Here is a 26125-nt window from a genome sequence, read left to right as displayed (position 1 = left end):
TTTTCAAGAGCACAAACAGAAGCTGCGTAGCTAACTAATAAACCTTGTCGTTCACAATGCGCGAGAAGCAAAGGGCGCCTAAACTTTCCTTGAGCACTCAGTAGAAAAAAACCAGCGGCGCCCGCGTTGCAGGGACAAAAAGGCTAAAAGAGAAAGCATAAGCCTCTGAAACCAAAAATGCAGCCTAAAAGCGGCGGGTTAACAAGATGACGCGGGGAAACAGGGCAGTTTAGGGCGCAAACAGCAGCCGAAAAGCATGGGGTACGAGAAAAAATGCTGCATACGCTTATTTGATAAACGTTAAGCGCATCTGCAGACATTACCCCCCTTATTTATAGATAGGCAACTGATGAGCAGGAAACGCAGGGGGACTGCATATGCAAAGCAACAGCGACATCCCTCCAGCAGACGCATGAAAAAACAAAAGTTTTCCAGTCAACTGCCCCGCCGGCTCAGTACCGAACGATTCTGTAGCGACCCCTCAGCTGCCTCTTACGCTGCATCTGCGCCTCCGTCAACCTCGAACCGCCCGACTTAACCTCCACCACCGTCGGGTCCCCTTCCTTCTCACCCAAGAAATCGCGCCGCTGCACCACAAAGTCGCCGCCCCGCCCCAGCTTCCGGCAATCATGCCCCGCCAACGCTTGATCAAATGCGAATCGGTCCTTGGCTACGCTGGCTTTTTGGCGTTTGGGGTTGGGGAAGCGGCGGTTGGTGTTGCCAAAGCCGTATGGTTTGTTCTCCGAGCGGTCTTTGCCCATGGTTAGCGGCTCTTTCGCCTAAAAGAGGTAGGGGGAATATTAAAAATTTGCCGAACGGCTCTTTTTTTCCATAAATTGCTTTTTTTGAACCTGCAGAATCTGCCGATTTTTAGGCTACGCCTCAACATGCATTGTGTCGACGTCTCTATCGTGGAATTCGTTGTGTTCACTGCGCAGATGCTTCATGTGGACTAGATGCAGGTGCTTCTCCGCGGCGTCTTGGACAGTGAATGTTTTGCCGCATTCTGGGCACATGAACTCGCCCTCGCCCATCTTGGCAACCGCTGTGCTGTGGCCCGTTGTATGCTTGGGTTCTCCCACCTTGCCTTCTGAACCGACTAAATCGTCCGATGTGTTTTCTGACAAACCAAAACCTCAGTCTATGCAGGGGCTTTTAGGGGTATTAACGTATGTGGGTGCATGCAAGCAGCAACAGGCAGGCTCCGCCAAGAGCCATTGAGGAGAAGCTTAGCAGAAAAAATTGCGTTTGTGCTTCTCTTTTTTAGCGGATGCAACAAATAACCCTAAACCGACGCCTACGGCGGCGCCGAGGCCGGCGACAAGCAGTATTTTCTTTAAACGCAAAGTATTCACCATTCAAAGGCACTGGAAAACAGCTAATAAATCTGTGTTGGTGCCCACCAGCAACACCACAATCAACGATAAAGGAACCTGACCAGGCCTGCAGCAATCGCCGACACGCGTCTACCGCTGTGTAACGGTAACTTTGGCTTCTCCACCGCTGCAGCCAGCGATCTTTGCCTCAATCACATTCAAAAGCCGCACATCAAGCTCATACCCCACACAGCAGCGCCCCGTTTGCATCGCCGCCTTCATAGTGGTGCCCGAACCCAAAAAGGGATCAAGCACAGTTTCGCCGCGTACACTAAACATCCGAATAAGCCGCTCTGCGACCTCATCGGGAAAAGCCCCTGTACGCCGCTCCAGCTCAGAGTCAGTTTGCCGGGCACCCTTAAAATCCCAAATCTGGCTAAACCACTCGTCCCGCTGCGCCTTGCTGAATTGGCTCTCATAGCGCAACTCATGGTGAGGCGGGAACTTGCGCAGTGCCCCCTTGCGGAACAGCAGAATAAACTCGCAGTCCAAAGTAACGTAGGCGTTGGGTGGCAGAAAGCCTGAGCCTAGAAAGGCGCCTTTGCCCTTGTAGGTTGGTTTGGTGGTGGGTTTCTTCCAGAGTATATATGGTAGGGTGGTGAAGCCGATTTGCTCGCAGACCTCGATGATGCGGCTGTGGTTGGGGAAAAGCTGGAATCTGCCGTTTATGCGGCGGGTAGCGTCGCCGATGTTTATGGCTGCTATGCCGCCCTCGACGAGGACGCGGTAGGTTTCAGCCCAGACTTTGCCCAGGTAGCTGTGCATGGCATCGTAGATTTGCCGCACCGCTCCATCGCTGCCGTTCGCCTCCAGCTTTTGCCAAAGAGCGGCAATCTGGGGGTCAGCTTGACAGAAAATTTGGTCCCACATCGCAATCATGGGGTAAGGCGGCGAAGTCACCATCAACTCGACGGAGCCGCTGCTGAGTTCACTCATGTTTTGGCTGCTGCCTAAGATAATACGGTGCGCAGTGGGCATGCAGCTTAACTATCGCCATATGAGGTTTTTACCTTTGCGGTTAAAGCCGGCAGCCTAGCGGGGACGCACCATGACAACAATCAAGGCGGCGACCACAACAAGCACCACGGCCAACACCGCTGCCTGAAGGAGCACATCGCTGTCAAGGTTGATTTCAGCGAACCCTTCTGGATTAGATTGCTGAGGGGGCAACGCGGCGTTTTCGGTGGGCTGGGGATACTGCGGCGATGTTACCTGCAGGGGAGTAGAGGTCGGCTGTGGGGCGGGGTCATCTGCGCCGGGGAGAATTACTGTTTGGATATCGCTCCAGCTGCTTTCGGCTAGAACATTGAAGTCGTGGAGGGGGAAGGGGTAGCCGTCGCCTGAGTTGTAGCTGTAGTCGTAGCCTACCTGCGCTTTCACTTGGAAGTCAACTTGGGCTCCGTCTATGTTGGGCAGCTGCTGATAGCCGGAACTGGAATATCCGCTCCAGCCCTTGAAATACTCAACCACCGTTTCGCCCTTGCCGGAGACCTGAACTGCATAGGCAACCTGCTCAGAGGAACCCGACCAGCCATCAAAGTGGCCCTTGAAGCGTACCGCATAACGGAGCTGGGTTACGTTGCCGTCTGGGAGGAGGCTGGAGGTGAAAGGCTGATTTTTAATCGTAACCTGCACCGTTATGTTCTCCAAGGTGTAGCCGCCTTGGCTGGTGGTTTGGCCGGTGTAGGAGTCGGTGGTGAAGGTTTCGGGTACATAGCGGGAGTTGTCGACGACGGGGAGGCTGAACTGGGGAACCGAAGGAACCGATACCTCAGCTGATGCCATGGCAGCCAGCAGTGAGGTGGAAGCTGCCAGTACAAGCACAAGGGCAACCGTGAAGATTTTGCATGCGTGTTTCATGGTTAATGGCAGAGTTTTCTTTTGGATTTATGGGTTCTTGTATAGGTTTCTTGACAAGGCTTAGTCTACATTTCTTGACAAACCCCAACGCTTGCCAACTGGGGGGATGGGAAATGATTAATAAGCCAGAACCCAAACCTTTGTACTGCACTGGGCTACGGTAACCAAGCCAGGTCAAAGGTGAAGGACTCAAGATCAACGTTTGGCCGGCAGGTCTGGCCCCACGGATGGGATATCCTTTCCCGCAGGGGTTCGCAGGTTCGAATCCTGCCCGTAGCACCACAAGTACTATTTCGGTGGAAGGAAAATTGGGTGTATTCCTCGAGAAACTGGAGATTAGCAACTTTAGAGGATTGAGTAACTATACAAGCGAAGGATTCTCAAAATGGACATCCTTAACAGGACCTAATTCCAGCGGAAAATCGACCATTATTAGCGCTCTATCCCTACTTGGTTCAAATCGAATGCATGACATTCAAGACGTTTCTGCATATTTTAAGCCGAATAGAGTACCACTAAGGGAAATTTCGATAGAGACAGCCTATACTTTTAGATTAACTTCGAGCATCTTGGACGTATTCTCAGACGAAAGAGTATTAGAAACGTTACTTTTGTCATATGAAGATTCGTTAAGAAGAACTAGTGGTAAACAGGATGATTTTATAGATAAAAAAATAAAAATGGAGATTGAAGTAATAAAGAAAAAACCTCTTAAAGACATAATGACTGATGCACTACATACGGCAATCAAAACATCAAGGAATAACTATGGCACGCTTACGTACCGAGACGTTTTGGATCAGGCGAAATACCTGTGCATCGATATGAGTCTCAGTCTATCTGATGGGCCCCGCTTCAAATTTACCTTGTTAAATAATGAGAAAAAAGAGGTGTTGCTTCGGAAGAACTATTTTATGAGTGGTTAGAAAAAACAGACTGCGTAGACTCAATTTTTTTAGCTTTTGTTATTGGATCTGTTTTTATTAAATCAGTATCAAGTTTACAATCTTTTAAACAAGAGAAAAATATTTGGTCAATGGCAAAACTAGAGTCAGATGGTTCTAACCTCGAAGAGCATTTAGAATATTGTTTGTTGTGCTGCAGCGAAAGGTTGGTTGCAGTCAGTGAGATGTTTAAAGAGATTTTTAGAAGCAAAATAGAAATTAAGAAGCCAAGGAAAGGCAGCCAGCCGGATGACACCAATATTGTTGTTAAGCTTGGCGACGGAGAAGAATGGTTCCCTCTCGAAAAATTGTCAGATGGAATGCTCTTTGGCCTAAAAACTATTTTACAATTAAGTTCATGTTGTCCTGGCGACATTCTGACGATAGATGAGCCTGAATCGCACCTACATCCTGGCGCTGCAAAATCACTCAGAGAAGTTCTTTTCAAACGTAAACATGATATTCAAATCATTTGTGCTACCCATTCTCCAATTTTTATCGATCCGTCTTATGTAGATACTATCTTTCTTCACACGAATGAAAGGGTGAGAAATATCTCAGGAAAAGAAATCGACTTAGCATTAAGAGAAATAGGAAGCAACGGGTTGGATGCAATCTTATACGATGCAATAATTTGGTACGAGGGTCCGGCTGACAAGGAATACATTTGCAAGTGGTTACAATTTTTTGTAGACGATATTAAGATGGCATCAACGAATATTGGCTTAATACATTTTGGTGGAAAAGGAAATCTTGAATTCCTTGAACCGGAAACTATAAAAAAAATTGCCAGAAAATCCCTATTCATCATTGACTTGGATAACATTGAAAAAGATAAAAACAAAGAGCTTCTGATGACATTCACGAATAAATGTAAAGCTTCAGGAATCAAGACTTGGGTTTTAAAAAGAAAAGAGATTGAAAATTATATACCTCGAGACATCTTATCCGAGGTACTGCATATCCCTAAAGAAGAACTGGAACAAAAAACTGACGAAGAAGTAATCAAGAAAATTAAAGAAAGAGGACGTAAAACCACAATAGCTAAGTCAATTTGCGAAAAAATTCTTAAGGAAGATATTGAAAAAGACGAAGAGTTCATGAATGAGCTAAAGATGAATTTTATTGATAATTTAAATTCTTTTTATGATATTTAACGTCCTTGAAGAAGCCAAGACATACGCAAGCTATCGGTAGATGCTGCATTTTAAGGCATTTTCGTTCTGGAAAACTCGATTGGTTGGTGGAAAAAACACGCCAAGACATAAAACTCAAAAGTAGTTGCGGAAGAGTTGCCTAAACTGGCGTTTATAGGGAAATCTACCAAGTATCAAATCAAAAGGTAATTATTCGGATTATTGGCAGAAAAGTTTACAACACATAAAGCAACTCCTTTCCCGCAGGGGTTCGCAGGTTCGAATCCTGCCCCTAGCACCACCCTTTTCAACATCACCCCATTATGCCTCTAATGGAACAGCGTAATAGAGTCGGAAAACCGAAAAACTCAGCGGGCAACTACGTTGGAGGCGCCTCGTTGTCGGTAATGTTTTTGCAGGACCGTTAACAGTCAAAAGAGCCAAGGTTCTTGCAGAATCGGCTTGAAGCGCCATAATTGGGTGCTGTTCTGCTTGTGGCTGATTGCACAACCAGCCTGCAATAGGCCCCAGCGCCTGCTGCCAAAAAGCATTGATTTGCTCAGTCCGCGGGTTGTTGTTGAATAAAGAGGGATCCCCCACAACAACAACTATACAAAAAATGGGGCTGGCAAGAGCAGACGCCTTTTGTCGTCGGGTGCCTCCGTTTGTAGCCACAAAACCCTATTGACGCCGAGTGTGCTGTTTTTCGGTGTTTTTGTGTATAAGGATATTCATCGTTGGCATGGAGAAAACATAGAATCGAGCAGAGCGGGAGCAAAAGCTGGTTTTTGCGGAGCTCTTGGCTGAGTCAGCTCTGACAGGTTGCCCCTGAAAGCCCGCCCGCTTAATCACGCAAAACCTATATGGCTCAAGCCTGCATTGTTTGTTTAGTTCTTGGGGAGCTGGTGAATGATCCGGCTGAGAGGACAGTACCTTCTGTCGACCCGACGAACCTGAACCAGGTAATACTGGCGGAGGGAAACACAAGTGGACACACCGTATAAAAGTGAATATAAGAACCCAAATTCCTTTAGAAACCCTAAAGTTTTAGCTGAAGCCGCAATCTTCACCGCGTTGGCTACGGCGCTTAGCACCATAGTGGTCTACGTGATGCCGCAGGGTGGCTCCATAACGTTGGCGTCGATGGTGCCCATCATTTGGCTCTCGCTGCGCAGAGGACCCAAAGTAGGAGTCGTCACCGCCGTCATCTACGGCCTTATCCAATTCGCCCTGTTGCCCTATGCAATCGACCCCGTGCAGGTGCTGCTGGATTATCCCCTTGCATTCGGCGTCTTGGGCTTGGCTGGCTTCTTCCCAAAGTACCCCGCGCTCGGAGCCGCCGTGGCTGTTTCACTGCGGTTTATGCTAAGTTTCATCTCGGGCGTCGTGTACTGGGCACCCATCTATGCGCCAAACATAGACCCCTACGTTTACTCGGCAGTCTACAATGGAAGCTACATGCTGCCTGAGCTGGGAATCACCGTTTTTGCGGTTTTCCTGCTGCAGGCAAGCAAAGCATTGAAGGCGTACATGTAAATGGGAAAACTCGCAGCTAAAGACCTACAGAAAATGCTCAACTGCATCCAATGCGACCAAAGAGTGCTGGTGCCGCCCCAAATCGGCTACGACTCCGGCATACACCGCATCGGCGACCTCATGGTGGCGGTTGCAGCTGACCCCTGCACGGGCGTACCTGAGGAATGGTTCGGGTGGCTGCTGATAAACTACGCCGCCTCAGACGTGGCGCTGTCAGGCGCTAAACCCCAATTCTGCACCATCACGCTGCTGGGGCCCCGCCCAACCGACCCCTTGCGGTTCCAGAGGGTTATGGAGCAAACCTGCCGCGCCGCCGACGAACTCGGCGTAGCCATCGTCCGCGGACACACAGGCATGTATGATAGCCTCAACGATTTGCTGGGTGTCTGCACTGTCTACGGCGAAGTTGACCCAAAGCATTTGAAAACCTCGGGGGATGCAGAAGCAGGCGACCTAATTTTATGCACCAAGCCCCTGGGCGTCGAAACCATCACCAACTATGCATTAGCCCACCCAGAGATGGCGCAGAAGCTCTTCGGGGCAGAAAAACAGAAAAAATACGCCCAACTTATCGCCATGCAAAGCTGCGTTAAAGAGGCGCAGGTGCTGGCGAAAATCGAAGGCGTACATGCCCTCCATGACGCGACGGAGGGCGGCTTTGTGGCGGCGCTAAACGAGTTGGCGGCTGCATCAAAAGTCGGCTTTGAAGTTCACTGGAACGAAATTGCGGTTCCATCTGAGGCGTTGGCGCTGCAGGGGCATTTTGGGCTCAGCGACGCGCAGGTGCTGGCGTTCTCTTCAACCGGCACGATTCTGGGGGCGATTCATCCAAAGGCAAAGCAGAGTGTAACAAAGGCGCTGCAGCAACTGGGCTTAACTGCGTATTTCATAGGCGAATTCACAAACAAAAAAGCGCGGGTTCTGCATAGGGATAACCTGCAGGGGCCTTTTCCAGCCGCCGCCGACGACCCCTACACCATGATGCTTGCCGCTACTTCTTAAGCTCAGCCAGCACGTACTCGACGATTTCGTCACCGATGTTTATGTCCGCTACCACCTGCAGTCCCTTCCAGCCGGGTTGGCTATTGACATCCACGATGCATGGTCCTTTTGGTCCCTCAAGGATGTCTACGCCAGCGATCTTGCAGCCTACCGCCTTGGAGGCTTTGACGGCGAGGTCCTCGAATTCCTTGCTTATTTTTGCGGGTGCAGGACGCGCACCTCGGCTATAGTTGGTTTTCCAGCCTGTTGCCACCCGACGCATAGATGCTACCACGCGGTCGCCGATGACGAAGGCGCGGATGTCGCTAAAGCCATGCTCGACGAATTCCTGCATATAGATGACGCCGTGATGGAAGGTTATTGCTTTAAAAATTGTGTCTGCGATGTCTATGTCGTTGACGCGTGTTGCGCCTTGACCTCGGCTGCCAAAGATGGGTTTAACGACTACGTCGCCTCCGAGTTCGTTGAAGGCTCTGATGGCTTCATTGACGCTTTCAGTGGCGAGGGTGCGGGGAACAGGAACGCCGACGTCTTCGAGCAACGCGAGGATATCGTATTTATCGACGCAGTGCTCAATCGCCGCGGGCGGGTTCACGATGTAGAAGCCCTGTCGCTCGAGCTTGTAGAGCATATCCATGCGGAAAACCAGTTCCTCGAGGCTGCCTCGCCCGATAGGGCGGATGATGAGGGCGTCAAGGTCATCAATGATGCTTGTATTGTTAATTTTGAAGTAGGGTTTGTAGGCTAATCGCGCTACTAAACGGGGAAACGTGAAGCATTCATAGGGGATTCCGCGGCGGGTAAGGGCTTCGCGGACCTGTGTGCTGCTCCACGCTTCTGGGTTGCGTGTCATGATGCCGAATTTCATTGGGGTCGGTCCTTATGGATAGGAAATGCTGATGGCTGTGCTCTTAAAGCTTCCGCGGAGGCAAAGCTTCGAGTTATGGGCTTCATCAAAGGAAAAGCAGTTGCGCTTGGCTGCTGGCTTAGTTATCCATTTTTGGCGGGAAAAGCCGCTCCTGTACCCTGCGGTTCTGCCCAATTAATTCGCCTGCAAAGGCTCCCAGCGAGAGGCAAATGGCAAGGCTGGCTACGATAAAGAGTTGTCCACCAAGGAGTTCTCCCAGCTGCATTAACCCGCCGCCGGCTGTTATTAAGAGCGAGACGAGGGCCCATATGCCAAAGCCGATGATTGAGGTGCCCGCGAAGATGAAGGTGGCGCGTTTGCTGATAGATAGCTTAGATGGCGTCACGCGGAGGTAGCCTACAAGCGCAATCGCGACGGCAACGGCGATGTCCAAAGCCGCAATCTGTGCCAGTTCCAAACCCGACACCGCACCCAAAATAGAGACAAAAACAGCCATGATAACGACCAGCACGATCCAGTAGGTTTTCGAGGTTGTTATCCCTGGAGCCTCAGTGACCTTGGGTTTCTGTTTTGCTTTAGGCTTCACTTTGGATTTAGGTTTGCTGTTGGGCTGCTTGGGCATAAGGGTGTAATGCAGAACCAGCCCTTATTAATATTTCACAGCGGCGACCCAGATAGTAGGCGCCTTCAAGATACCTGATTAGCCTGTTTTCTGCCGACTATAACGTAGGAATCTCTAACGGTGGTGGATTCCAAACAGCGCAGTTTATAGAGGTTAAATATTTGATGGAGCAGCGTTAAGTCGAAAACATGCTGATGGATTGCGCGGTTCTGGTAATTGTTCATGCATCGCTGCTTAAACGACTCGTAGCTGCCGCCCAGGGGATCTAGGGCTAAATCATGCAGGTTAAGGACCTCATCTACATGGCTTGCATCGTCTTCGCCGACACGGTTGTGGTAGTCGCTCTGCAGATGCTCAAGGGATGTGACGGGGCGGTTGTGGTCGAAGTTGAATTCTTTTCGGGGCAGCACAAGCAAAAGTAAGCCGTCGTCTTTTAGGATTCTTAGCCATTCCTCAACTGCCCTTAGGGGGTTACAGATATGCTCCAGCACGTTGGATGATAAGCAGAAATCGTATTTTTTATCTTGAATACCTGATAAGTCAACTGCGTCACAGATGTATTGGTGCCCCACCTGGTCTTTGTGGTATCGGTAGCTTTGACCCTCCAAAACCTTGCCCTGCCAGATTGTTTCTGACGAGAAATTCACGCAGTCCACCGATTTCGCAACCTCATATATGGGTAGCCTATTTTCAAAGAACCTGCTCGGTCCACCAATCTCCAGCCCCGTCCTTTCTGTAAACAGCGGCAGGTAACTTTGGTAGTTAGGCAACTTTTTTTTGTTGGAGTGAACCGTTAGGTTATAGATTAAAGAGGCTGTTTTAGCTACTCCATGCTGCTTCATGTAAACTGAAAGAATGCTTGCTTTCTGCATTTGCCGGCGCTCCCGACTAAAAATAGTTACGATATTTCTAGATGCAGCTTTATATTTGAATCCTTCCAGGTTGCCCAGAAATGGTTTTGCAGCCAAGACTGATGGCGGCCGACTTTTCAGTTGACTGTTAGTTTTTCTTTAGTTGTTGTTGTGGGAGACCACTCTTTACACAACAACAACCTGTGGTTTGCCTAAAACAATGCTTTTCTGCGTCGGGCGTTTAGGCATATTGCAGGCTGGTTGTGGAGCCTGCCACAAGCAGAACCAAAATATTTGATTTCTATTGTAGCGAGGATTGGTTGGCTGAGAAACGAGGCTACTTGATTCGTTCCAGCCTTAACGTGTTTAGGAGCAGCAGCATCGTGACGCCGTCGTCTCCTGCCGCCACCGTGAACCACAGCGGCGTAAGCCCCAACAATCCCAAGCCGCCTAAAATGAATTTTATAACCAGCGAGGCAGCGATGTTCTGTTTAGCCACCACCATGGCTTTCTCGCTGAGCCTTAGCAGATAGGGAATCTGCGCAAGTTCATCTCTCACAAGCACCACGTCGGCGGATTCCAGCGCCACGTCGACTCCGCGGGCACCCATCGCGATGCCTACATCTGACGATGCCAGGGCAGGTGCATCGTTGACGCCGTCGCCCACCATCGCCACCAAGCCATCTTTGCCCTTCATGTCCTGTATGCACCTCAGCTTGTCCTCGGGAAACAGCTCAGCATACACTTCTTCTATGCCGACTGAATTGGCGGTGTCCTGGGCTATGGATTGTTTGTCACCTGTTAGCATGGCGGTTTTGATGCCCTGCGCTTTAAGTTGACTTACCGAGGCCAACGCGTCCTCCCGCACCTCATCCACCACGCACACAGTGGCCAGCCCCGTTTTACCCACGGAAATGCAGACTGCCGTATGTATGTCGCCAGCGGTGATCTCGAAAGCCTCTGCGCAGTCGCAGCCCAGCTCCCGCATAAACTCTGGGTTACCGATGGCCACGTGTTTATCGTTGACTTGGCCCACGATGCCTTTACCGGGCACCTCCACTACGTCTGTGACTTTAACTTTGCTTAGGTCGATGCCGCGTTGGGTGGCCCGTCGCACAATTGCCTGCGCGATTGGGTGGTTACTGTACTGGTCAAGCGCCGCCGCATACATCACCGCCTCATCCTCCGCGCGGGAAATGTCTACTCGGCGCACCTCATGCACCGCTTGCCGCCCAAGCGTGAGCGTGCCGGTTTTATCGAAGACTACACGTTTGACCCTTGCTAGTTTCTCGATGAACACTCCGCCTTTGATTATGACTCCGCGTTTAGCTGCAACGGTGATGGCGACGAAGATGGTGGCGGGCACCGAAATGATGAAGGCGCTGGGGCAAGATACCACCAGCAGAATCAGTGAGCGGTAAAACCATTCTTGAAAGTTATTTTCAGGCAACGGAAAAATAAACGGTAAAACCAGCGCCGTGAAAACCGCCAGCAAAATCACGATTGGGACATAGAACTTGGCGAAGCGGTCTACCAAACGCTCGATGGAGGCTTTGCTCTTCTGGGATTCCACCACAAGCTGCACGATGCGGGAAACCAGGGTTTCGCTGGCTTTTTTGGTGATTTGAATCTTCAATACGCCGCCGCTGTTTAGGGTGCCTGCATAGACGCAGTCGTTGACTCTTTTAGGCACAGGAACCGATTCGCCCGTCACCAACGCCTGGTCAACATGCGAGAAGCCCTCGACTACATTGCCGTCGAGCGGTATGCGTTCCCCTGGCTTAACGAGGATAATTTCGTTTATTTCAACTTCTTTTACGTTAACGCTGGTTTCTTTGCCTCCGCGGATGGCACGTGCGTTTTCGGGGAGGACTTTGCTGATTTTCTCCACTGTCCGTCTAGCCCTTGTCTGGATGTAGCCTTCAAAGTACTCCGCGATACAGTACAGAAACAGCACCGTGGCGGCTTCGAAGCGGTAATCCAGCGCCAACGCACCTAACCCTGCGACTGCCATGAGGAACTCGACGCTGAAGCGGCGTTCTATGGCGAGTTCTTTTATGCCTACTACGCCGATGTAGATGGCTACTGTTAAGACGGCGCCGTAGTAGAGAATCATGGATACGGTAACTGGGACGCCTAGGAGTGGCAAGCTGAAACCCAGCGGGATGCCGCCTAAAAAGATGTCCAAGGCGCCGGCGATGAGCATGGTTAAGCCTAACCAGACTGCGAATGCCACCAGCACCCGCCTGTTTTCTTCTTCCTCGCCAATAATGACTGGTTCGGGTTCAGGTTTTTCTTCGCAGGTTCCCATGTTAATCATTTTCCCATAACTAAGCAGGTTATATTAGGTTAGTGCTAAACCGCTATGTAAAAATATTAATTAGCTATTAACAGTTAATGTAAATATTAATAAAAACATGATGGTGGATATAAACGACCGTAATCAGCATAACCTTACCGCCCGAATTACTGCGAAAATTTGAAGACTTCATGGCAACCAAAGGCTACTACAGCCGCTCAGAAGCCTTCCGGGACGCCATACGCGGCTTAATTTCCGAATCCGAATTAGCGCTGCTACAGACCGACGATGTCGCAGCCACCATAATGGTGACCTGTGATTATGCCCGAAAAGACGTTGATTTAAAAATAACCGAGTTACGCCACGAATTCGATGATGTGGTAATCGAGAATGTGCATCGCCACATCGGCGAGAGATACTGCTTAGAAATCTTCATTACACAGGGAAACAACGGCCGAATTCTAAGTCTTATAAACCGTTTGCGGGGCATGCATGGGATTGAACAGGTTAAATCCATGTTTATGCTGCTCTAAGGCAAGTTTGCAAAAGAATAAAAAGCAACCACCGCTTCCTATCCGTTGTTGCTTATGAAGCAAAATGCGTTGGCGGCGGCTCTGGTTTTGGCGCTGTTAACTTCAGCGTTGGGCAGCCTAACGTTTTATGAATCCACATCCGCTAACCCAGGCGGCGGATTTCCCCCTCTGAGCATGCCTGTTGAGTACGTTAACTACACCATCGTCGATGTAGACGGGGTTTGGTGGGCAAAAATCGACGGTTCCTACCCCATCAGCCTGAAAGGCAATGACTGCGGCTTTAGCGCAGCTCTACCGATGCTCTATCCGATGCCGCCTAACGCAACCAACATCCATGTCTCCGTTGACGGCCATGAACTCGGCTGGTCTGATTACCCCGCTTCAGAGCGGCATCAAACAGCCATCGGCAACTGGACCATGATCTACTGCACCATCGACAATGCAAAAGAAAGTTTTCTGCTCAGCATCCACTACGAGCACCCCATCGAGCAGATAAACGGCAGCTCCATCTTCCTCTATGACCTAAACATAAGCCCCTACCTCTCAGCGCAGAGCCCCCAATCCACCGCCTACTTTACCTTCTACTTCCAAAAACCCCCAGGCGAGGTCCAAGTTTACACTGCACCGCCGCAATCCGCCCCGAATCAGTGGCAACCCGAAAACTTCAGCCAAACCACCGAGGAAAATGTATCTGTGGTCTTGGTGGAGATGCATTCTCAATTTGGCGAGGCGCTGCCGGGGGATTTAGCGGTGGTTTTCTCGGGCGCTGATGTAGACGAGGTTCCCGGCGCCACTTTGCCTCCGACCGGCGGCGACGCTGATTTGGTTTGGCTGATTCCTGTTGTGGTCGGTGTGGTTTTGGTGGCAGCGGCTATTTTAGTGAAGCGAAAAGCGGTGAGTTCATTTAATAAGTCGAGGAAAAACCCTAAGTAAAGCACACTTAGGTTTGATTCGCCTCAAGTGGCGGCTTTATCGTGTTTGTTTTTTTGCTGCGAGTCCGATTGACCGTTTCTTGTAGTTTGGTACTTCGAACTCGAAGAGCGGGATTCTCTTCGTTTTAGGTCTTCTCCGCGCAGCAATTTTGCTGTTAAGGTTTAAAGCTTTTTCGTTCGGGTTTAGTGTTTATTATGTACGTGTGACGCTATGGATGGTGCGGTTTCTTGGTTAGCTCTGGGGGCTTTTGGATTCGCCGTTGCCCCTTGGGCTGCTCTTGCGATACAGCGCCATGCCCTCGGCAAAGAACAGCGCCATCGCCACCGCCGTCATGCCAGTGAGGAAAAGGAAGCTGCTCTGAATCACTAAACCCTTAATTACTAAACTGAGCAATAGTATACTTACTTCTGCGGCGAATGCGCCCATAAAAAAGAAGGAGTAAAACATCAGTCTGGGTACGAGGTTTTTGCCGACCCACACGTGCCCAGTGATGTTTGCTTTTTCCTTAAGGATATAGTCGCCGTAGCTGTTCTTCTCGATTAACCCCATGCTTTCAAGTTTCTGCAGGTGCCGAAATGCGACGCTGGTACTGCTGAGTTCTGCGCCTCGGGTTACGTCTCTGGTGCCGACTGGTTTAGCTGCGCGAACGATGTATGCGTAGACGCTTAATGTGTTGCCTTCTAATTCCTCGCTGTTCGCACCCGCCATGCATGTAGCCTCACTACTTGATTTTATATGCTGGAAACAGAGGATTGATCGCATCCATTTCGTCCTGTGGGATAACGGTGTTGTAGATGAAGCCGTTGCCGTATCTCTGCAGTTGAATCGTCTGGATTGCTTCTGGTCCTGCAACATGTATCTCAGTTGAGTTGACAGTTCGGATTATCCAAGTTTCGCGGTAAATCGTTAGGGTTAAGGACTCTGGTGAGCCAGAAGATAGGTTCCAGTTATCGCCGAAACCGTTTCTGTAGTTGGTAGCTACGCTGTCGTTGTAGCCGCCTGCGCTTCCTTCTGTATCGCCGTAGGTAAAGTTATGCCAGCTTTGGTCATAGTATAGTGCGAAGTCGTTTAACGCACTGGCATCTGAGATGTTTTCACCGGTATATGAGGTAGATACTGATACGCTTCCGTTTGTGTTTGATTGAGGGGTATATGAGGTAGCCATTGCTTTTAGGCTAATATTTGCTATTGAGCCTTTCTCTGAGGTTAATTCGGCCCTGTAGGTTTCGTAGTAGGCAACTGAGTCGTCGGTCAGCTCGAAGGCGGGTGATGTTTTAAAGGTAAATGCGAATGCCCATCCGTAGGTATCCTGGGTTAGAGTACTGTTGTCCCAGACGTCGCGGACATAGGCGTATGGCATGTCAAAGTTGAATTGGGGTTGGTCGTTGGTGTCTGTTTGCGCTTGCGCAGGAGACATCAGATAAGCTAATGGTATGACGGTTGCTATTCCGATTGCTATGGCGAGTATGCTGCATAGGATTAGTTTTTTTTCGATTTTCATTTTGGTTTTTCACCGCTACCCTATCAGGCAAGGCGGCATATAATGCTCCCCTCAGAACAAAGCCGTTCTCAAAAAGAACACCCCAATAATCGTTTTGGCAGTTAGCTTTAAAGTCATCCGCCCCCAAGTTATATGGGGAGATTTTAGGTGTTTAAGCGTTGGGTCGCAGGTTTAGTCGCCGCCGTCTTTTTCGTTTTAGGGTTTCTGATACTGCTCGATCAGAAGCTGAGCTTTGGGGTGTGGTTCCAAATCAGCGATTTGCATCATGAAACCTTCGCCATAGCCGCGGTGGCGTTGGGGCTGGGGGCGCTGATTGGCTCCGCGGTGACAGAAACCGACAGAACCAGAAGCTCTTAGCATGCTCTCCGCCGAGGGGTTTGGTTTGCGCTGTAGCAGTAAAGCAGTCTTGGCCACTCAAGAGCGTAATCGTTACCATCCTTGGATTTTGCTAACGTTTTTATGTGCAATTCGTGGTTTCCAATTAGATACTCATGAAATTTAAAGCCGCAGTTTTGGCAGCCATAGTGGGCGTTGCAGCGATAGCAGTCGTTTACATGCAGCTAGGCGTCAAAGGCGACGAATTCTACTTCGGCGTCTCCTACGGCGGCGAAGACGCAGAGCAAGCCAAAGCCTTAATTGACAAAGTAAAACCATACACGAACTTTTTTCTAATCAACTCGTTTGATTTAACCACCAACGAAACAGCGTTAACTGAAGTCTGCGACTACGCCGCGGGGGCTAACCTCAAGTTCGTGGTTTACTTCGATTTTATTTCCCGCATACGTTACCCTTGGCATCAGGAGTGGATAGAGTCAGCGCATCAGCGATGGGGCGACAAATTCTTAGGCATTCACCTCCGAGATGAACCGGGAGGAAAACAAATCGAGATGGTTAACAACACCGTAACATCCGCCGCCGACTACAGCGACGCCGCAAACCAGTTTATCGAAAACATAAGCTCAACCAACAGCACCCTAGATGCAAAAACCCATGGGATCAATCTGTTCACCTCCGATTTTGCCCTTTACTGGTGGGATTACCAGGCGGGATACGACACGGTGTTTGCTGAGTTAGGCTGGAACGCCAGTTCAGTTCAGCAGATTGCGCTGTGCCGGGGCGCCGCAAACGTGCAGGGCAAAGACTGGGGCACCATAATAACGTGGACTTACTCGACGCAGCCTTACCTGGCTGCCCCGCAGGAAATCTACCGCGAAATGCAGCTGTCGTATCAGGCAGGCGCCAAATACGTGGTTGTCTTCAACTACCCCACTGCCCCCGCCGGCAACCCCTACGGCATCCTATCCGAGAAGCATTTCGAGGCTATGGAGCAATTCTGGAATGACATACAGGCTTCCCCAAGAAAAAATGGCGGGCACGCGGAGGCGGCGCTGGTTCTGCCAAGGGACTATGGCTGGGGCATGAGGCGTAACGAGTACATCTCCAGCGACCGCATCTGGGGGCTCTGGGATGAAGATGAGAAGGCACCCCAAATCCTATCTAACCTAAATACGCTGATAGACAAGTACGGGTTGAAGCTTGACGTGATCTACGAGGACCCCCATTTTAGCTACGCGGGCAAGTACAGCCAAACTTATTTGTGGAACAGCACAGTAACCTAGCTTGGCTGGCGAACTATTTCCCTGATGATTTCGTTAACAGCCATGACCTTGGCATTGTAGACATATTCTAAATACTTGAGTCCCTCGATGTGGTCTTTTTCGGTGAAGGCTTCCACGCCATCGCTTGCGACGACTATGCGGTAGCCACGGAAAAACGCATCCGCCGAGGTATGTCGAATACACATGTTAGTATGCAAGCCACCCAGAATCACGGTTCTAACGCCGTCGCCGCCATATAGGCTGCGCAGAAGCGGATCAAGCCCCGTCTCGTAGAAGCCGCTGTAGGTGCGTTTCTCCACGATGTAGTCTCTGTCTTCCTGAGGCGCCAACTCAGCTATTACCTTGGCGCCCTCGGTGCCCTTGATGGCGTGTACCCCCCATTTCTCCACCACCTCCACATCCTGCGGGTAATGTGCGTCGATGCTGAATATGACGGGCACACTGTTTAGGCGGGCAGCCACCACCAGCCGCTTTAGGGGCTCGATTACGTTGGGGGCGCGTCGGGTTTTAAGCGGACCCGTGACAAAGTCGTTTTGGACATCTACCAGAATAACTGCTGGGTTTGCAATCAAAAAATTCGCCCACTATAGAAAGCCTGCTGTGCCCTTTTAGGTTTTGCCTACAGCTGCATGTAGGGGGCGGTCGTGAGTTTCTGTGCGCCCGACTTGGTGACAAGCACGGTGTCTTCGATGCGTACGCCGCCGTAACCCGGCAGATAAATCCCCGGTTCATCCGTAACAACGTTACCTGCCTGCAGCACATCCTTGCTTTCGGGGCCCAGAACCGGCGCCTCATGCACCTCTAAGCCCACGCCATGCCCAAGGTTATGCACGAAATAGTCGCCGTACCCAGCCCGCTCGATAACCCGCCAAGCAGCCCAATCTACCTTCTGCGCCAAAACCCCCGATGCAATCTTTTCGTAGCCGCGCTGATGCGCCAGCTGCACTGCCTGATAGATTTTCCGTTGCTTCTCAGTGGCTTTGCCGGCGATGAAGGTGCGGGTGATGTCTGAGCGGTAAAACTGGTTGGTGGCGCCTAAATCAACCGTGACAAAGTCGCCTTCACAGACCACTTTATCGTGGCTGGTGCCATGTGGGAAAGCGCAGCATTCACCTGCTGAAACGATGGTTTCGAATGCGACGCCATCTGATCCTGCTTTGCGCATGGCGTATTCGGCTTCGGCTGCTATCTGCTTCTGGGTTACCCCCGGCCGGATAATTTCTGATGCGGCTTTTATGCCGGCGTCAGCCATCCTGCATGCCCCGCAGATAAGCCCGATTTCCTCTGCGTCCTTTACTTCTCGTAGTTGACGAAAAACCTGGAAGACTGATTCAAGGTGTTCTTCTCCCCCGACCTCTTTGGCCAGCTGCCTCCAGCCCTCAATTGACAGCGTATCTACAGCAAGTTTCCCCATTCGGGGTTGCTGCGCGATTTTCTGCATGACCTGCTCGCCACGTTTTATCAGTTCCACAGTGTAGCCTTTGACTTCGGCTTTAGCCTGCTGATAGTTGGTGCCTGAAACGTAAAGGACGCCTTCCCCCTCCGGGGTGAGAAGCAACGCGGTTGCACCCGAGAAACCCGTGAAGTAGATGATGTTGACTGGATTGAAGACTGCAAAGGTTTCGGGTTTACTTTGTTCTGCGGCCAGATGCCAAAATTTGTCGGTTCGCCTCAATGTAATTCGCCTTTACTGAGGCAGATATAGCGGGGTTGGTTTAAGTTTTCGCTTCTTTGTCTTGGGTTTGTGGCTGCTCTGTAAAGACTTTGCCCTTTTTTAGCAAGCCGCATTCTACTTGTTTATGTGTCAAACTGTGAGTTGCAGCTGCCGCTTTTGCATAAAAAGCCATGAATTTTTAGCCTCAGAACCCATTAGCTTAATATACTGTTCAACTTCCTAAATATTCCTTAAAAACTCTTGGAGAGATGCAAGGTTTGCTCGGTTACGCAGGAAGAGTTCTATACGTTGATTTAACAACAGGGAAAACCCGCATTGAAAAACTAAGCGAGGAAACCGCCAAAAAATATGTCGGCGGCATCGGCTTAGGCATGAAACTCTACTTATCCAACTCAAAAGCAGGAGTTGACCCGCTAAGCGCGGACAACCCGCTCGTCCTATCCGTTGGACCCGTATCGGGAACAATGTTTCCCACCGGAGGCAACGGTCACGCCTTCATATCTAAATCTCCCCAAACAGGCGGTGTCGCCGAAGCAGTCAGCCACGGCACATTCGGCGCTGAACTCAAACGAGCAGGCTACGACGCCATCGTTTTAACCGGCAAAGCCGAGAAGCCCAGTTATATTTGGATAGATGATGAATCCATCCAACTGCTTGACGCCGCAAACATCTGGGGGAGGTCGCCCGGAGAAACCGAGGACGCAATAAAAGACGAAATCGGCGACTACTACATCCGCGTCGCATCAATCGGTTTAGCAGGAGAAAAACAATCCAAGATCGCCTCTATAATTAACGAGAAAACACGTGCGGCAGGCAGAACCGGTTTAGGCGCTGTTATGGGCAGCAAGAACCTTAAAGCCATAGCTGTACGCGGAACACGCGACATAGCCGTCGCGAAACCTGAAGAATTCATGGAAATGGTTAAGGAATTCCATGAACGCATGAAGGGTCCCGCAGCACAGAAGTACCGCACGTTGGGCTCAGTTGAGAACGTCATGATTAACAACTCGCTTTTCTGCATGCCCACAAACAACTACACCAACGCACATTTCGATGAAGCAGAAAAAGTAAGCGGCGAAGTCCTCAACGAACGATTCATCGCCAAAATCATCGGCTGCAACAGCTGCGCCATGCGCTGTGAGCACGAAGCGCTCATACGGGAAGGCCCCTACAAAGGCACCGTAGCCCGCATGGAATACGATAACCTTTGGGCGCTTGGCCCCAACTGCGGCGTAGACAAACTCGACGCCATCATCAAAGCCGCTGACCTCTGCAACTACTATGGCCTCGACGCAACAAGCACCGGAGTAACCATCAGTTTTCTGATGGACTGCCACGAAAAAGGCCTCATCACACATGAAGAACTCGGCGGAGTCGATGCTCACTTCGGCAACGCAGAAGCAGTCATCACACTCATCGAGAAAATCGGTAAACGCGAAGGCATCGGCGAATGGCTCGCAGACGGCTCAAAAGCTGCCGCAGCCAAAATCGGCAAAAACGCCGCTGAACTCGCCCAGCAAATCAAGGGTCTCGAAGTCACAGGCTACGACTTAAGATGCCTCAAAACAGCCGCGTTGGCTGCTGCGGTTTCCTTCCGAGGAGCCGACCATAACCGAAGCGGCGTCTACGCACTTGACATTAAAGGCAAGGTGGATCGCTTCAAAGCTGAGAAGGGCAGAGGTCAACTTGTCAAGGACAACGAGGACATCTTTGCAGTAATCGATTCGCTTATCGTGTGCAAGAACTCTAAGGGCACCTTCTACAAGGAGCTGGCGGAAATGGCTAAACTCTACAGCGCCACCACAGGCGTAGAGATGACCGCCGATGAACTCGCTATGGCAGGTGAACGTGTCAACACCCTTGCTAAACTCATTAACCTCCGAGAGGGCTTAAGCCGAAGCGACGACACTCTTCCCTGGAAGGTAATGAATCAGCCTGTTCCCGACGATGGACCCGCCAAGGGCTCCGTTGTCACTCAGGAGGAGTTGGATTTGATGCTTGATGACTACTATCAAGCGCGCGGCTGGACCGTTGAGGGAGTTCCACCTAAAACTAAACTCCAAAAGTTAGGGTTACAGGAATTCGCAAGTATAGTCGAAGGAAAAGAGGCATAAAAAAATGGTTAAAATCCACCAGAGAAAATTCATTTCCGCTGACCCCGAAAAATGTGTTGGCTGCCAAATCTGCGAATACGCTTGCTCGATGAACAAGGAGAAAGCCTTCAACCCAATCAAATCACGCATCCGACTAGTCCGCGTTAACCAACTGGCTAACATGGCCGTTACCTGCAGACTCTGCGAGGACCCCGCCTGTGTTGCCGCCTGCCCACGAGATGCGCTCTCACAGGCCGAGGACACAGGCAACATCGTGCTCGACAAAGACAAATGCAACGGCTGCGGCTGGTGCATTGAAGCCTGCGACTACGGCGCCATGATGCTGCACCCCGAAACCAAGGTAGTCTATGTCTGTGACCTCTGCAAGGACAAAGAGGAAGGCCCACAGTGCGTTAAGTGGTGCCCTGAAGAAGCCTTAACCGTCGTTACAAGCGATGTCCTCGCGCAGAAGGCCCGCATCAGCGCAATCAAGAAGCTCTTCCAAGAAAAAGAAGAGAAACAGCAACAGTAAATGGGCTTTTTTGCCCAACAAATTTTTGTTTCTTCTACATTCCACCCGGATGCTCTTCTTCACAGTGTGCTTCATAGTCTTCACGTGATTTAAATTCTTGTTTATCTGCGCGGCATCTGTATTTGCCTTCGATGGTCCTTTCGGGTTCAGGAACCTTCTTTTCCACCAAAACAAGTCACCTCCAAAGAAGCCAAAGCAACGCAAACCCAGAGTAGTCTGCGTTGATAAATGTATGTGGCTGCCTCAAATCAGTCATAAACTGCTCGGATCAGGCACTGGTAGATGGCGCTTTACCGCAAAGAGCCTATTGCGTTAAATTCGGATTTCGCCATTAGTGCGGTTTATCTCTTTTAATGTGCCCTCGATGTTCTTTTTGATGTCCCCAACGTATGCTGCCCTGTTCCGTATGCCCGTCTGGACAGCTCCCGCGACCAGAAAGCCTGCACCTATGATTTCCCCTACTGGAGAGGGATCAGGGAACACGATGCATGCTACGCCAATTTTTATGAGGCTGGATTTGTTGCCTTCCCGCCAGAGCTTCTTGGTGTTTGCGGTGTCTTTCGCTGTGGTTTTTATTGCATGGTAGGTTTCTACGTAGGTGTCTGTTAACTCATGCAGCGCTTTAGCGGTGTGCTTGGCGGTTTCCAACTTGTATCACACACTTACTACGGTGTACCTGAACAAAAGCTTTAGCGGCAACAACTCTCCATTTTATCCGCCATTTCACTTTTTTGCGTCCGCATCTTTATGGTAACACTATAAACTTTTTCATTCTGACTAGCCGCGTTTGTACATGCCTATGCTAAATATGAAAACGCTTCTGCTTCATTTTGCCTCTAAAATTGGTTAGTTTTCCGAGAAAATCGCTGAGATTAATTCCTGAATATGCTTTTTTTCGCCGACCGCTGCTGCAAGAGCTCGGCTCCCATCCGACGTTAGACTATACATCCTTCCGCTTTCGTCTCCGTCGCTTGTTATTAGCTTCTGTCGTTCAAGCTTGTAGATTTCGTGGTAGATGGTTCCGGGGCTAAAAACGAGGTTGTGTGCGCCGTAGAAGTGTTTGAGGATGTCGTAGCCGCTGCTTTGGGGCTGATGGTTTAGGTATTTTAGGATGAGTATGTCTGAGTAGGTCTTGATGGTTCTTGCTCTTAGGTCCTCTGTGGTTTTGGGTTTCATGTGCTGTGCCTCTTATGGCTTATTGGGTTATTTTATTTGACGATAAGTGTGTATCATCTCCGCTGCACACAGGTGTGCGCGGCGACTGGACGCAATCTGGCTATTTCGGTTCATACTATTATTTGGAATGTGAAAGCCTTCCAGTTAAGACCCCAAATTAATAAGACTATAGTATAGCAGGCATCAACCTAGACTAACCAACCCGTGATGCCAAATGGAGCTCGCCACAACCCCAGTTAACGCCCCCAACCCAATACACCCCAAAACCACCATAGCTCCAAACGATAGACCCCCTACCGTGCCCTCAGTCGAGGAAGCGCTGGAAAGCTTCGGCTTGCTTAAAAGCGAAACCAGGGTTTATCTGCACCTCGCCAAGACCGGCCCCAGAAAAGCCAAAGACATAACTAATGAAGTAAAAATCCGCCGCACAGAAACCTACCGGATACTTCGTCACCTAGAAAAGAAGGGTCTGGTTTTTCTCTTACTTAAAAAACCCATAAAGTTCTCGGCGGTCCCCATAAACGAAGCAATAGATTTGCTTATCGAAGGTCAGCGGACAAAACTGCGTTTGCTCGAGAACCAAAAGGAGGTTATAGCGGGGCTTTGGGCAGTTATGCCTCTGGGGAAATGTGAAGCTGCCAAAAAGGAGCTTTTTCAGAAACTTGAAAGTGAACAGCAGATAATTCAAAAAGCCAACGAAATCCTTGAGCGAACCTCCAAGGAGCTGCAGATCTTCATATCCGACGAGTACATAGCTGACTTCTACTTCGGCGGATTCTTTGACAAGCTAAAATGGCGGCAAGAGCTCAATGTGAAGTTGCTGACGTCGCTTTCACAGAAAAGCACCTATTTTCTGGGGAAAATCAAGTGGCCCCACGAGAAACATCAAGTTGTTGAGGCCCAAAACGTCTCCAGCTTTATAGTTTCTGACAGAAACGAGCTGTTGATTGCTTTCAATGGAAACGACGCTGTAATCGAGATGGGCCATAAAAAGAAACAGAAAAAAGTTGCCATATGGACCAATTATGGTGCTTTGGTATCGGTTTTAGATTGGCTCTTCGCTAAGCTGCTGTCCAGCGTCAGTTATGAATAACCGCGTTAGCGATCTATGCTGCTTGGATAGCACCGTTTTGATGATTCATACTGGTGTCTTAGAAAGACTATGCAGTCTTGGAGGGAAATTGCTTGGGCAGGCAAGGGGTAGCTGATTTTGGCTTTTTCCTCAATTTTCCTGATTATGGCTAGTTCAAGGGGTCGTGAACCAGCGCCAAAAATGCCTGTTAAGGTTTCGGCTAAGGCGGTGATTCTGTATGGCAACTGCTCTCTGCTTACTCCGAGCCTTCGGGTAATGTAGAGATAAATCGCGTTTTTCGCTGAACCGCCGATTGCATTAAGGATTTCATCGATGGATTCCAAGACGATTTCATCGAATGTCTTAAGCTGTTCACCTTGGTCTTCCATCTTCAACTCCACAGCCATACCTATAGGTTCCCCCTTACCCATTGGCGTTAGAGTAAATAATAACTTATGAAGCAAAAATACTTGTCATTTCGAACATGAATAAATCTGGTTTTAAAATATCAATTCAACGTTGCCCAGTTACCGTTTTCTCCAAATCACCGATGAAACGCTCAAACACCCTGAGTCCTCCACGCCAGAAATCAGGTTTCGCCAAATCTAATCCGACGGTGGCGCCCAGTTCAGTTGGCGATTTACTGCTGCCTGCCGAGAGCAACTCCACAAGTTTAGGCACAAACGCTTTGCCCTCCTCGAGGTAACGTTCGTAGAGGCTGTAGACAAACATCTGGGCGTAGACGTAGGGGTAATTGTAGAAGCGGTAGTTCGCCATGTAATAGTGGGGTTTCATGGTCCATTCCGCATCCATCTCAGGCAGCCACGTTACCGCATCGCCGAAGATACGGTTTCGCGCCGTGGTCCAGAGGCGGCAGATGGTTGGGTAATCGAGGAACTCATCGTTTTCTATAGATGCGTAGAGTGCCTGCTCAAACCAAACCCTGGCTGTAACCTGAAACGCCGTCATCCCCGCCTCATCTAAAACCAGACAGAGCAGGGTTCTGCGTTCAGCATCGGACTTGGCGTTCTCCAGCATCAAGTCGGTGAGTAGTAGTTCGCCGAAGATGGAGGCGGTTTCCGCGACGATAGAGGGCACGTGGATGTTGAGGAAAGTTTGGTTTCGAGTCATGTACCAGTCGTGGGTGGCATGTCCCAGTTCATGCGCCAACGTGAAGACGTCACTTAGGGTGCCGTTGAAGCTCTGCAGGATATAGGCGGATTTGCCGCTGGCGTAGCTTGCGCAGAAGGCGCCGTTGCGTTTACCAAACCGTGGCTCCGCATCGATGTGGCACTTGGTAAACATTTCCTTCACCGCCGAGGCGTAGTGGGGGTCGAAGCGGCTGTAGGCTTGAGCTATGATGTCTTGGGCTTGCGGGTAGCTGAATTTAAGTTCTTTAGCCTCCGGCAGGGGCGCAAGTAAATCGTAATTAGCAAGAACCGGCAGCTCCATCAAATTCGCCTTCAGTTTAAGGTAGCGTCTATAAGCCGAGGCTCCCTCCTCGACGGTGCATAGAAGACTATCGATTATGGGCTGTTGGGTGTCGTTGCTGATGAGACTGGGCTCCATGGGCGAACCGTATTTGCGACGCTTACATACGGTGACCCAGTCGTTACAAATACTGCGCAGCGCCGCGGAAAATATCTCGCCGTCCTTGCCCAGCAATCCATAGATGGAGCGGTTGGCGGATTCGCGGGTGGCGCGGTCGGGATGAGGCAGTAGCCCGTTGGCTTCACCATAGTTGAGGGTTTTTTTCTCGCCTTGCACGTTCACTTCGAAGAGACGCGTGTTCAGCCACTTACTCTGCAGTTCCTCCCAAGCATACACGCCGAACTGGTCTTTTTCGATGATAAGTTGCTCTTCGACTTCGCTGAGCTGATGCGGAATGCGTCGTTGCATGCGCTCCAGCATATGCCTATAGTTTGCCAACTGCGGTGCTTGGATAAGTTGAGGGCTGTTTTTGAGGAGAGTGCCCAGTTCCAATGTGTAGAAGGCGAGTTGTTTGCTGATTTGGGCTTCCAGCTTGTTGACTTTGTCGTTTAGTGATTGTGCCTGCGGCTGGGTCATGTCGGCTGCGAAGCATAGGCTTGAGTAGAGTGTTAAGTTGCTGAAGGCCAAGTTGAAGGCTTCTACTTCTCGGAGGCACTCCAGTAGCTGCTCTGCGGAGAGAGATGCGATTTTGCCGCGGTACTTCTGCTCGAAGCTGTCTGCTTGGGCGGTGGTTTTTGTTATGGTTGTTTGGATTTCGGGGTCTGTTATGCAGCTGTAGAGTTCATTTAGGTTCCATCTGGTTTGCTGTGTGCTCATTTTATGTGCCTCTCTATGATAGTTGCTGGCTGGGTTATTTTGCATTATGCTTTCCATTAAGCTTTGAATTGTTTGCATGTGTTTAGATACGGGCTGCAGCAATGGATCTTTGCATGCTCAGACGTCAGTGTTGCGTAATTATGTGCAGCAAATATGCATTTTTATGCACAGTTGTGAATTCTTCTCAACT

Annotated in this window: 28 protein-coding genes, 1 tRNA gene and 1 riboswitch; of the genes, 12 read left to right on the top strand and 17 right to left on the bottom strand. The window is 50.1% G+C overall.

The genetic code is table 11. From position 1 onward, the window contains the following. Positions 1–452: 452 nt before the first annotated feature. The 4 genes from NWE93_01985 to NWE93_01970 form a co-directional block, all read right to left on the bottom strand. Complete coding sequence (locus NWE93_01985) at positions 453–761, bottom strand: hypothetical protein (GenBank protein ID MCW3998992.1); 309 nt, start codon at positions 759–761, stop codon at positions 453–455. 114 nt (positions 762–875) lie between these two features. Next, a complete protein-coding gene (locus NWE93_01980) occupies positions 876–1127 on the bottom strand; it encodes a hypothetical protein (GenBank protein MCW3998991.1) in 252 nt (83 codons plus the stop codon). A 339-nt stretch (positions 1128–1466) separates the two neighbouring features. After that, entirely contained in the window at positions 1467–2354 is an 888-nt protein-coding gene (locus NWE93_01975) for a site-specific DNA-methyltransferase (GenBank protein ID MCW3998990.1), read from the bottom strand. A gap of 54 nt (positions 2355–2408) precedes the next feature. After that, positions 2409–3236: a hypothetical protein gene (locus NWE93_01970; GenBank protein ID MCW3998989.1), complete on the bottom strand. Its 828-nt coding sequence runs from the start codon at positions 3234–3236 to the stop codon at positions 2409–2411. Positions 3237–3390: 154 nt separating this feature from the next. Between NWE93_01970 and NWE93_01965 the strand changes: the two genes are divergently transcribed. The 5 genes from NWE93_01965 to NWE93_01945 all read left to right on the top strand — a co-directional run bounded on the left by NWE93_01965 (position 3391) and on the right by NWE93_01945 (position 7854). Beyond that, positions 3391–3518: transfer RNA gene (locus NWE93_01965), tRNA-Leu, on the top strand. Between the two features lie 14 nt (positions 3519–3532). Beyond that, positions 3533–4162, top strand: coding sequence for an AAA family ATPase (locus NWE93_01960; protein MCW3998988.1), 630 nt, complete (start codon positions 3533–3535; stop codon positions 4160–4162). Positions 4163–4272: 110 nt separating this feature from the next. Continuing rightward, the gene (locus tag NWE93_01955) at positions 4273–5337 is read left to right on the top strand and encodes an ATP-binding protein (GenBank protein MCW3998987.1); all 1065 of its coding nucleotides are present in this window, start codon (positions 4273–4275) and stop codon (positions 5335–5337) included. Between the two features lie 864 nt (positions 5338–6201). Beyond that, positions 6202–6313, top strand: a riboswitch (TPP riboswitch). Further along, entirely contained in the window at positions 6304–6852 is a 549-nt protein-coding gene (gene thiT / locus NWE93_01950) for an energy-coupled thiamine transporter ThiT (protein ID MCW3998986.1), read from the top strand. It overlaps the preceding riboswitch by 10 nt. Further along, on the top strand, positions 6853–7854 hold the full coding sequence (locus tag NWE93_01945) for an AIR synthase-related protein (GenBank protein ID MCW3998985.1): 1002 nt from the start codon (positions 6853–6855) through the stop codon (positions 7852–7854). Here NWE93_01945 and NWE93_01940 read toward each other — a convergent pair. The 4 genes from NWE93_01940 to NWE93_01925 form a co-directional block, all read right to left on the bottom strand. After that, a complete protein-coding gene (locus NWE93_01940) occupies positions 7844–8722 on the bottom strand; it encodes a RimK family alpha-L-glutamate ligase (protein MCW3998984.1) in 879 nt (292 codons plus the stop codon). The genes NWE93_01945 and NWE93_01940 overlap by 11 nt on opposite strands. Before the next feature lie 118 nt (positions 8723–8840). Further along, positions 8841–9344, bottom strand: a complete 504-nt coding sequence (locus NWE93_01935) for a hypothetical protein (protein ID MCW3998983.1) — start codon at positions 9342–9344, stop codon at positions 8841–8843. 65 nt (positions 9345–9409) lie between these two features. Beyond that, a complete protein-coding gene (locus NWE93_01930) occupies positions 9410–10216 on the bottom strand; it encodes a class I SAM-dependent methyltransferase (GenBank protein MCW3998982.1) in 807 nt (268 codons plus the stop codon). Positions 10217–10532: 316 nt separating this feature from the next. Then, a complete protein-coding gene (locus NWE93_01925) occupies positions 10533–12515 on the bottom strand; it encodes a cation-translocating P-type ATPase (protein MCW3998981.1) in 1983 nt (660 codons plus the stop codon). 128 nt (positions 12516–12643) lie between these two features. Between NWE93_01925 and NWE93_01920 the strand changes: the two genes are divergently transcribed. Next, complete coding sequence (locus NWE93_01920) at positions 12644–13027, top strand: CopG family ribbon-helix-helix protein (protein ID MCW3998980.1); 384 nt, start codon at positions 12644–12646, stop codon at positions 13025–13027. Between the two features lie 54 nt (positions 13028–13081). Next, the gene (locus tag NWE93_01915; protein ID MCW3998979.1) at positions 13082–13960 is read left to right on the top strand and encodes a hypothetical protein; all 879 of its coding nucleotides are present in this window, start codon (positions 13082–13084) and stop codon (positions 13958–13960) included. A gap of 231 nt (positions 13961–14191) precedes the next feature. Here NWE93_01915 and NWE93_01910 read toward each other — a convergent pair whose 3' ends face one another. Together NWE93_01910 and NWE93_01905 are read right to left on the bottom strand one after the other, a co-directional pair. After that, positions 14192–14668: a hypothetical protein gene (locus tag NWE93_01910; protein MCW3998978.1), complete on the bottom strand. Its 477-nt coding sequence runs from the start codon at positions 14666–14668 to the stop codon at positions 14192–14194. A gap of 13 nt (positions 14669–14681) precedes the next feature. After that, positions 14682–15461: a hypothetical protein gene (locus NWE93_01905; protein ID MCW3998977.1), complete on the bottom strand. Its 780-nt coding sequence runs from the start codon at positions 15459–15461 to the stop codon at positions 14682–14684. Between the two features lie 147 nt (positions 15462–15608). On the opposite strand from NWE93_01905, the gene NWE93_01900 reads away from it, so the two are divergent. Together NWE93_01900 and NWE93_01895 are read left to right on the top strand one after the other, a co-directional pair. Beyond that, positions 15609–15818, top strand: a complete 210-nt coding sequence (locus NWE93_01900) for a hypothetical protein (protein MCW3998976.1) — start codon at positions 15609–15611, stop codon at positions 15816–15818. 134 nt (positions 15819–15952) lie between these two features. Further along, the gene (locus NWE93_01895) at positions 15953–17080 is read left to right on the top strand and encodes a hypothetical protein (protein MCW3998975.1); all 1128 of its coding nucleotides are present in this window, start codon (positions 15953–15955) and stop codon (positions 17078–17080) included. Here the strand turns inward: NWE93_01895 and NWE93_01890 are convergent. Both NWE93_01890 and NWE93_01885 read right to left on the bottom strand, forming a co-directional pair. Further along, positions 17077–17649: a cysteine hydrolase gene (locus tag NWE93_01890; GenBank protein ID MCW3998974.1), complete on the bottom strand. Its 573-nt coding sequence runs from the start codon at positions 17647–17649 to the stop codon at positions 17077–17079. The two genes, NWE93_01895 and NWE93_01890, sit on opposite strands and share 4 nt — an antisense overlap. Before the next feature lie 50 nt (positions 17650–17699). Further along, a complete protein-coding gene (locus NWE93_01885; GenBank protein MCW3998973.1) occupies positions 17700–18755 on the bottom strand; it encodes an aminopeptidase P family protein in 1056 nt (351 codons plus the stop codon). A 257-nt stretch (positions 18756–19012) separates the two neighbouring features. Between NWE93_01885 and NWE93_01880 the strand changes: the two genes are divergently transcribed. After that, entirely contained in the window at positions 19013–20869 is a 1857-nt protein-coding gene (locus NWE93_01880) for an aldehyde ferredoxin oxidoreductase family protein (GenBank protein ID MCW3998972.1), read from the top strand. A 4-nt stretch (positions 20870–20873) separates the two neighbouring features. After that, complete coding sequence (locus tag NWE93_01875) at positions 20874–21380, top strand: 4Fe-4S dicluster domain-containing protein (protein ID MCW3998971.1); 507 nt, start codon at positions 20874–20876, stop codon at positions 21378–21380. 34 nt (positions 21381–21414) lie between these two features. On the opposite strand, the gene NWE93_01870 is transcribed toward NWE93_01875, so the two are convergent. From NWE93_01870 to NWE93_01860, 3 genes are all read right to left on the bottom strand, one after another. Next, complete coding sequence (locus NWE93_01870) at positions 21415–21549, bottom strand: hypothetical protein (protein ID MCW3998970.1); 135 nt, start codon at positions 21547–21549, stop codon at positions 21415–21417. A gap of 143 nt (positions 21550–21692) precedes the next feature. Beyond that, positions 21693–22028 carry a hypothetical protein gene (locus NWE93_01865; protein ID MCW3998969.1) on the bottom strand — a complete coding sequence of 112 codons (336 nt, stop codon included), beginning with the start codon at positions 22026–22028 and terminating at the stop codon, positions 21693–21695. Positions 22029–22226: 198 nt separating this feature from the next. Then, the gene (locus NWE93_01860; GenBank protein MCW3998968.1) at positions 22227–22556 is read right to left on the bottom strand and encodes a PadR family transcriptional regulator; all 330 of its coding nucleotides are present in this window, start codon (positions 22554–22556) and stop codon (positions 22227–22229) included. A 214-nt stretch (positions 22557–22770) separates the two neighbouring features. On the opposite strand from NWE93_01860, the gene NWE93_01855 reads away from it, so the two are divergent. Next, positions 22771–23649: a hypothetical protein gene (locus tag NWE93_01855; GenBank protein MCW3998967.1), complete on the top strand. Its 879-nt coding sequence runs from the start codon at positions 22771–22773 to the stop codon at positions 23647–23649. Between the two features lie 5 nt (positions 23650–23654). On the opposite strand, the gene NWE93_01850 is transcribed toward NWE93_01855, so the two are convergent. Beyond that, complete coding sequence (locus NWE93_01850; protein MCW3998966.1) at positions 23655–24017, bottom strand: hypothetical protein; 363 nt, start codon at positions 24015–24017, stop codon at positions 23655–23657. Between the two features lie 124 nt (positions 24018–24141). Next, on the bottom strand, positions 24142–25935 hold the full coding sequence (locus NWE93_01845; GenBank protein MCW3998965.1) for a M3 family oligoendopeptidase: 1794 nt from the start codon (positions 25933–25935) through the stop codon (positions 24142–24144). Between the last annotated feature and the right edge of the window lie 190 nt (positions 25936–26125).

The organism is Candidatus Bathyarchaeota archaeon, from assembly GCA_026014735.1.
Classification (GTDB): Archaea; Thermoproteota; Bathyarchaeia; order Bathyarchaeales; family Bathycorpusculaceae; genus Bathycorpusculum.
Note: the sequence above shows the minus strand (reverse complement) of the source record. Positions and strands in the feature narration are given on the sequence as shown.

What these genes read in the sequence shown, in the direction of transcription:
- NWE93_01930 (MCW3998982.1), bottom strand. Translation starts at nt 10,216, where the DNA reads ATGCAGAAAGCAAGCATTCTTTCAGTTTACATGAAGCAGCATGGAGTA.
- NWE93_01875 (MCW3998971.1), top strand. Translation starts at nt 20,874, where the DNA reads ATGGTTAAAATCCACCAGAGAAAATTCATTTCCGCTGACCCCGAAAAA.
- NWE93_01970 (MCW3998989.1), bottom strand. Translation starts at nt 3,236, where the DNA reads ATGAAACACGCATGCAAAATCTTCACGGTTGCCCTTGTGCTTGTACTG.
- NWE93_01910 (MCW3998978.1), bottom strand. Translation starts at nt 14,668, where the DNA reads ATGGCGGGTGCGAACAGCGAGGAATTAGAAGGCAACACATTAAGCGTC.
- NWE93_01945 (MCW3998985.1), top strand. Translation starts at nt 6,853, where the DNA reads ATGGGAAAACTCGCAGCTAAAGACCTACAGAAAATGCTCAACTGCATC.
- NWE93_01935 (MCW3998983.1), bottom strand. Translation starts at nt 9,344, where the DNA reads ATGCCCAAGCAGCCCAACAGCAAACCTAAATCCAAAGTGAAGCCTAAA.
- NWE93_01845 (MCW3998965.1), bottom strand. Translation starts at nt 25,935, where the DNA reads ATGAGCACACAGCAAACCAGATGGAACCTAAATGAACTCTACAGCTGC.
- NWE93_01925 (MCW3998981.1), bottom strand. Translation starts at nt 12,515, where the DNA reads ATGATTAACATGGGAACCTGCGAAGAAAAACCTGAACCCGAACCAGTC.
- NWE93_01855 (MCW3998967.1), top strand. Translation starts at nt 22,771, where the DNA reads ATGGAGCTCGCCACAACCCCAGTTAACGCCCCCAACCCAATACACCCC.
- NWE93_01905 (MCW3998977.1), bottom strand. Translation starts at nt 15,461, where the DNA reads ATGAAAATCGAAAAAAAACTAATCCTATGCAGCATACTCGCCATAGCA.
- NWE93_01955 (MCW3998987.1), top strand. Translation starts at nt 4,273, where the DNA reads ATGGCAAAACTAGAGTCAGATGGTTCTAACCTCGAAGAGCATTTAGAA.
- NWE93_01895 (MCW3998975.1), top strand. Translation starts at nt 15,953, where the DNA reads ATGAAATTTAAAGCCGCAGTTTTGGCAGCCATAGTGGGCGTTGCAGCG.
- NWE93_01940 (MCW3998984.1), bottom strand. Translation starts at nt 8,722, where the DNA reads ATGAAATTCGGCATCATGACACGCAACCCAGAAGCGTGGAGCAGCACA.
- NWE93_01985 (MCW3998992.1), bottom strand. Translation starts at nt 761, where the DNA reads ATGGGCAAAGACCGCTCGGAGAACAAACCATACGGCTTTGGCAACACC.
- NWE93_01975 (MCW3998990.1), bottom strand. Translation starts at nt 2,354, where the DNA reads ATGCCCACTGCGCACCGTATTATCTTAGGCAGCAGCCAAAACATGAGT.
- NWE93_01860 (MCW3998968.1), bottom strand. Translation starts at nt 22,556, where the DNA reads ATGAAACCCAAAACCACAGAGGACCTAAGAGCAAGAACCATCAAGACC.
- NWE93_01850 (MCW3998966.1), bottom strand. Translation starts at nt 24,017, where the DNA reads ATGGAAGACCAAGGTGAACAGCTTAAGACATTCGATGAAATCGTCTTG.
- NWE93_01915 (MCW3998979.1), top strand. Translation starts at nt 13,082, where the DNA reads ATGAAGCAAAATGCGTTGGCGGCGGCTCTGGTTTTGGCGCTGTTAACT.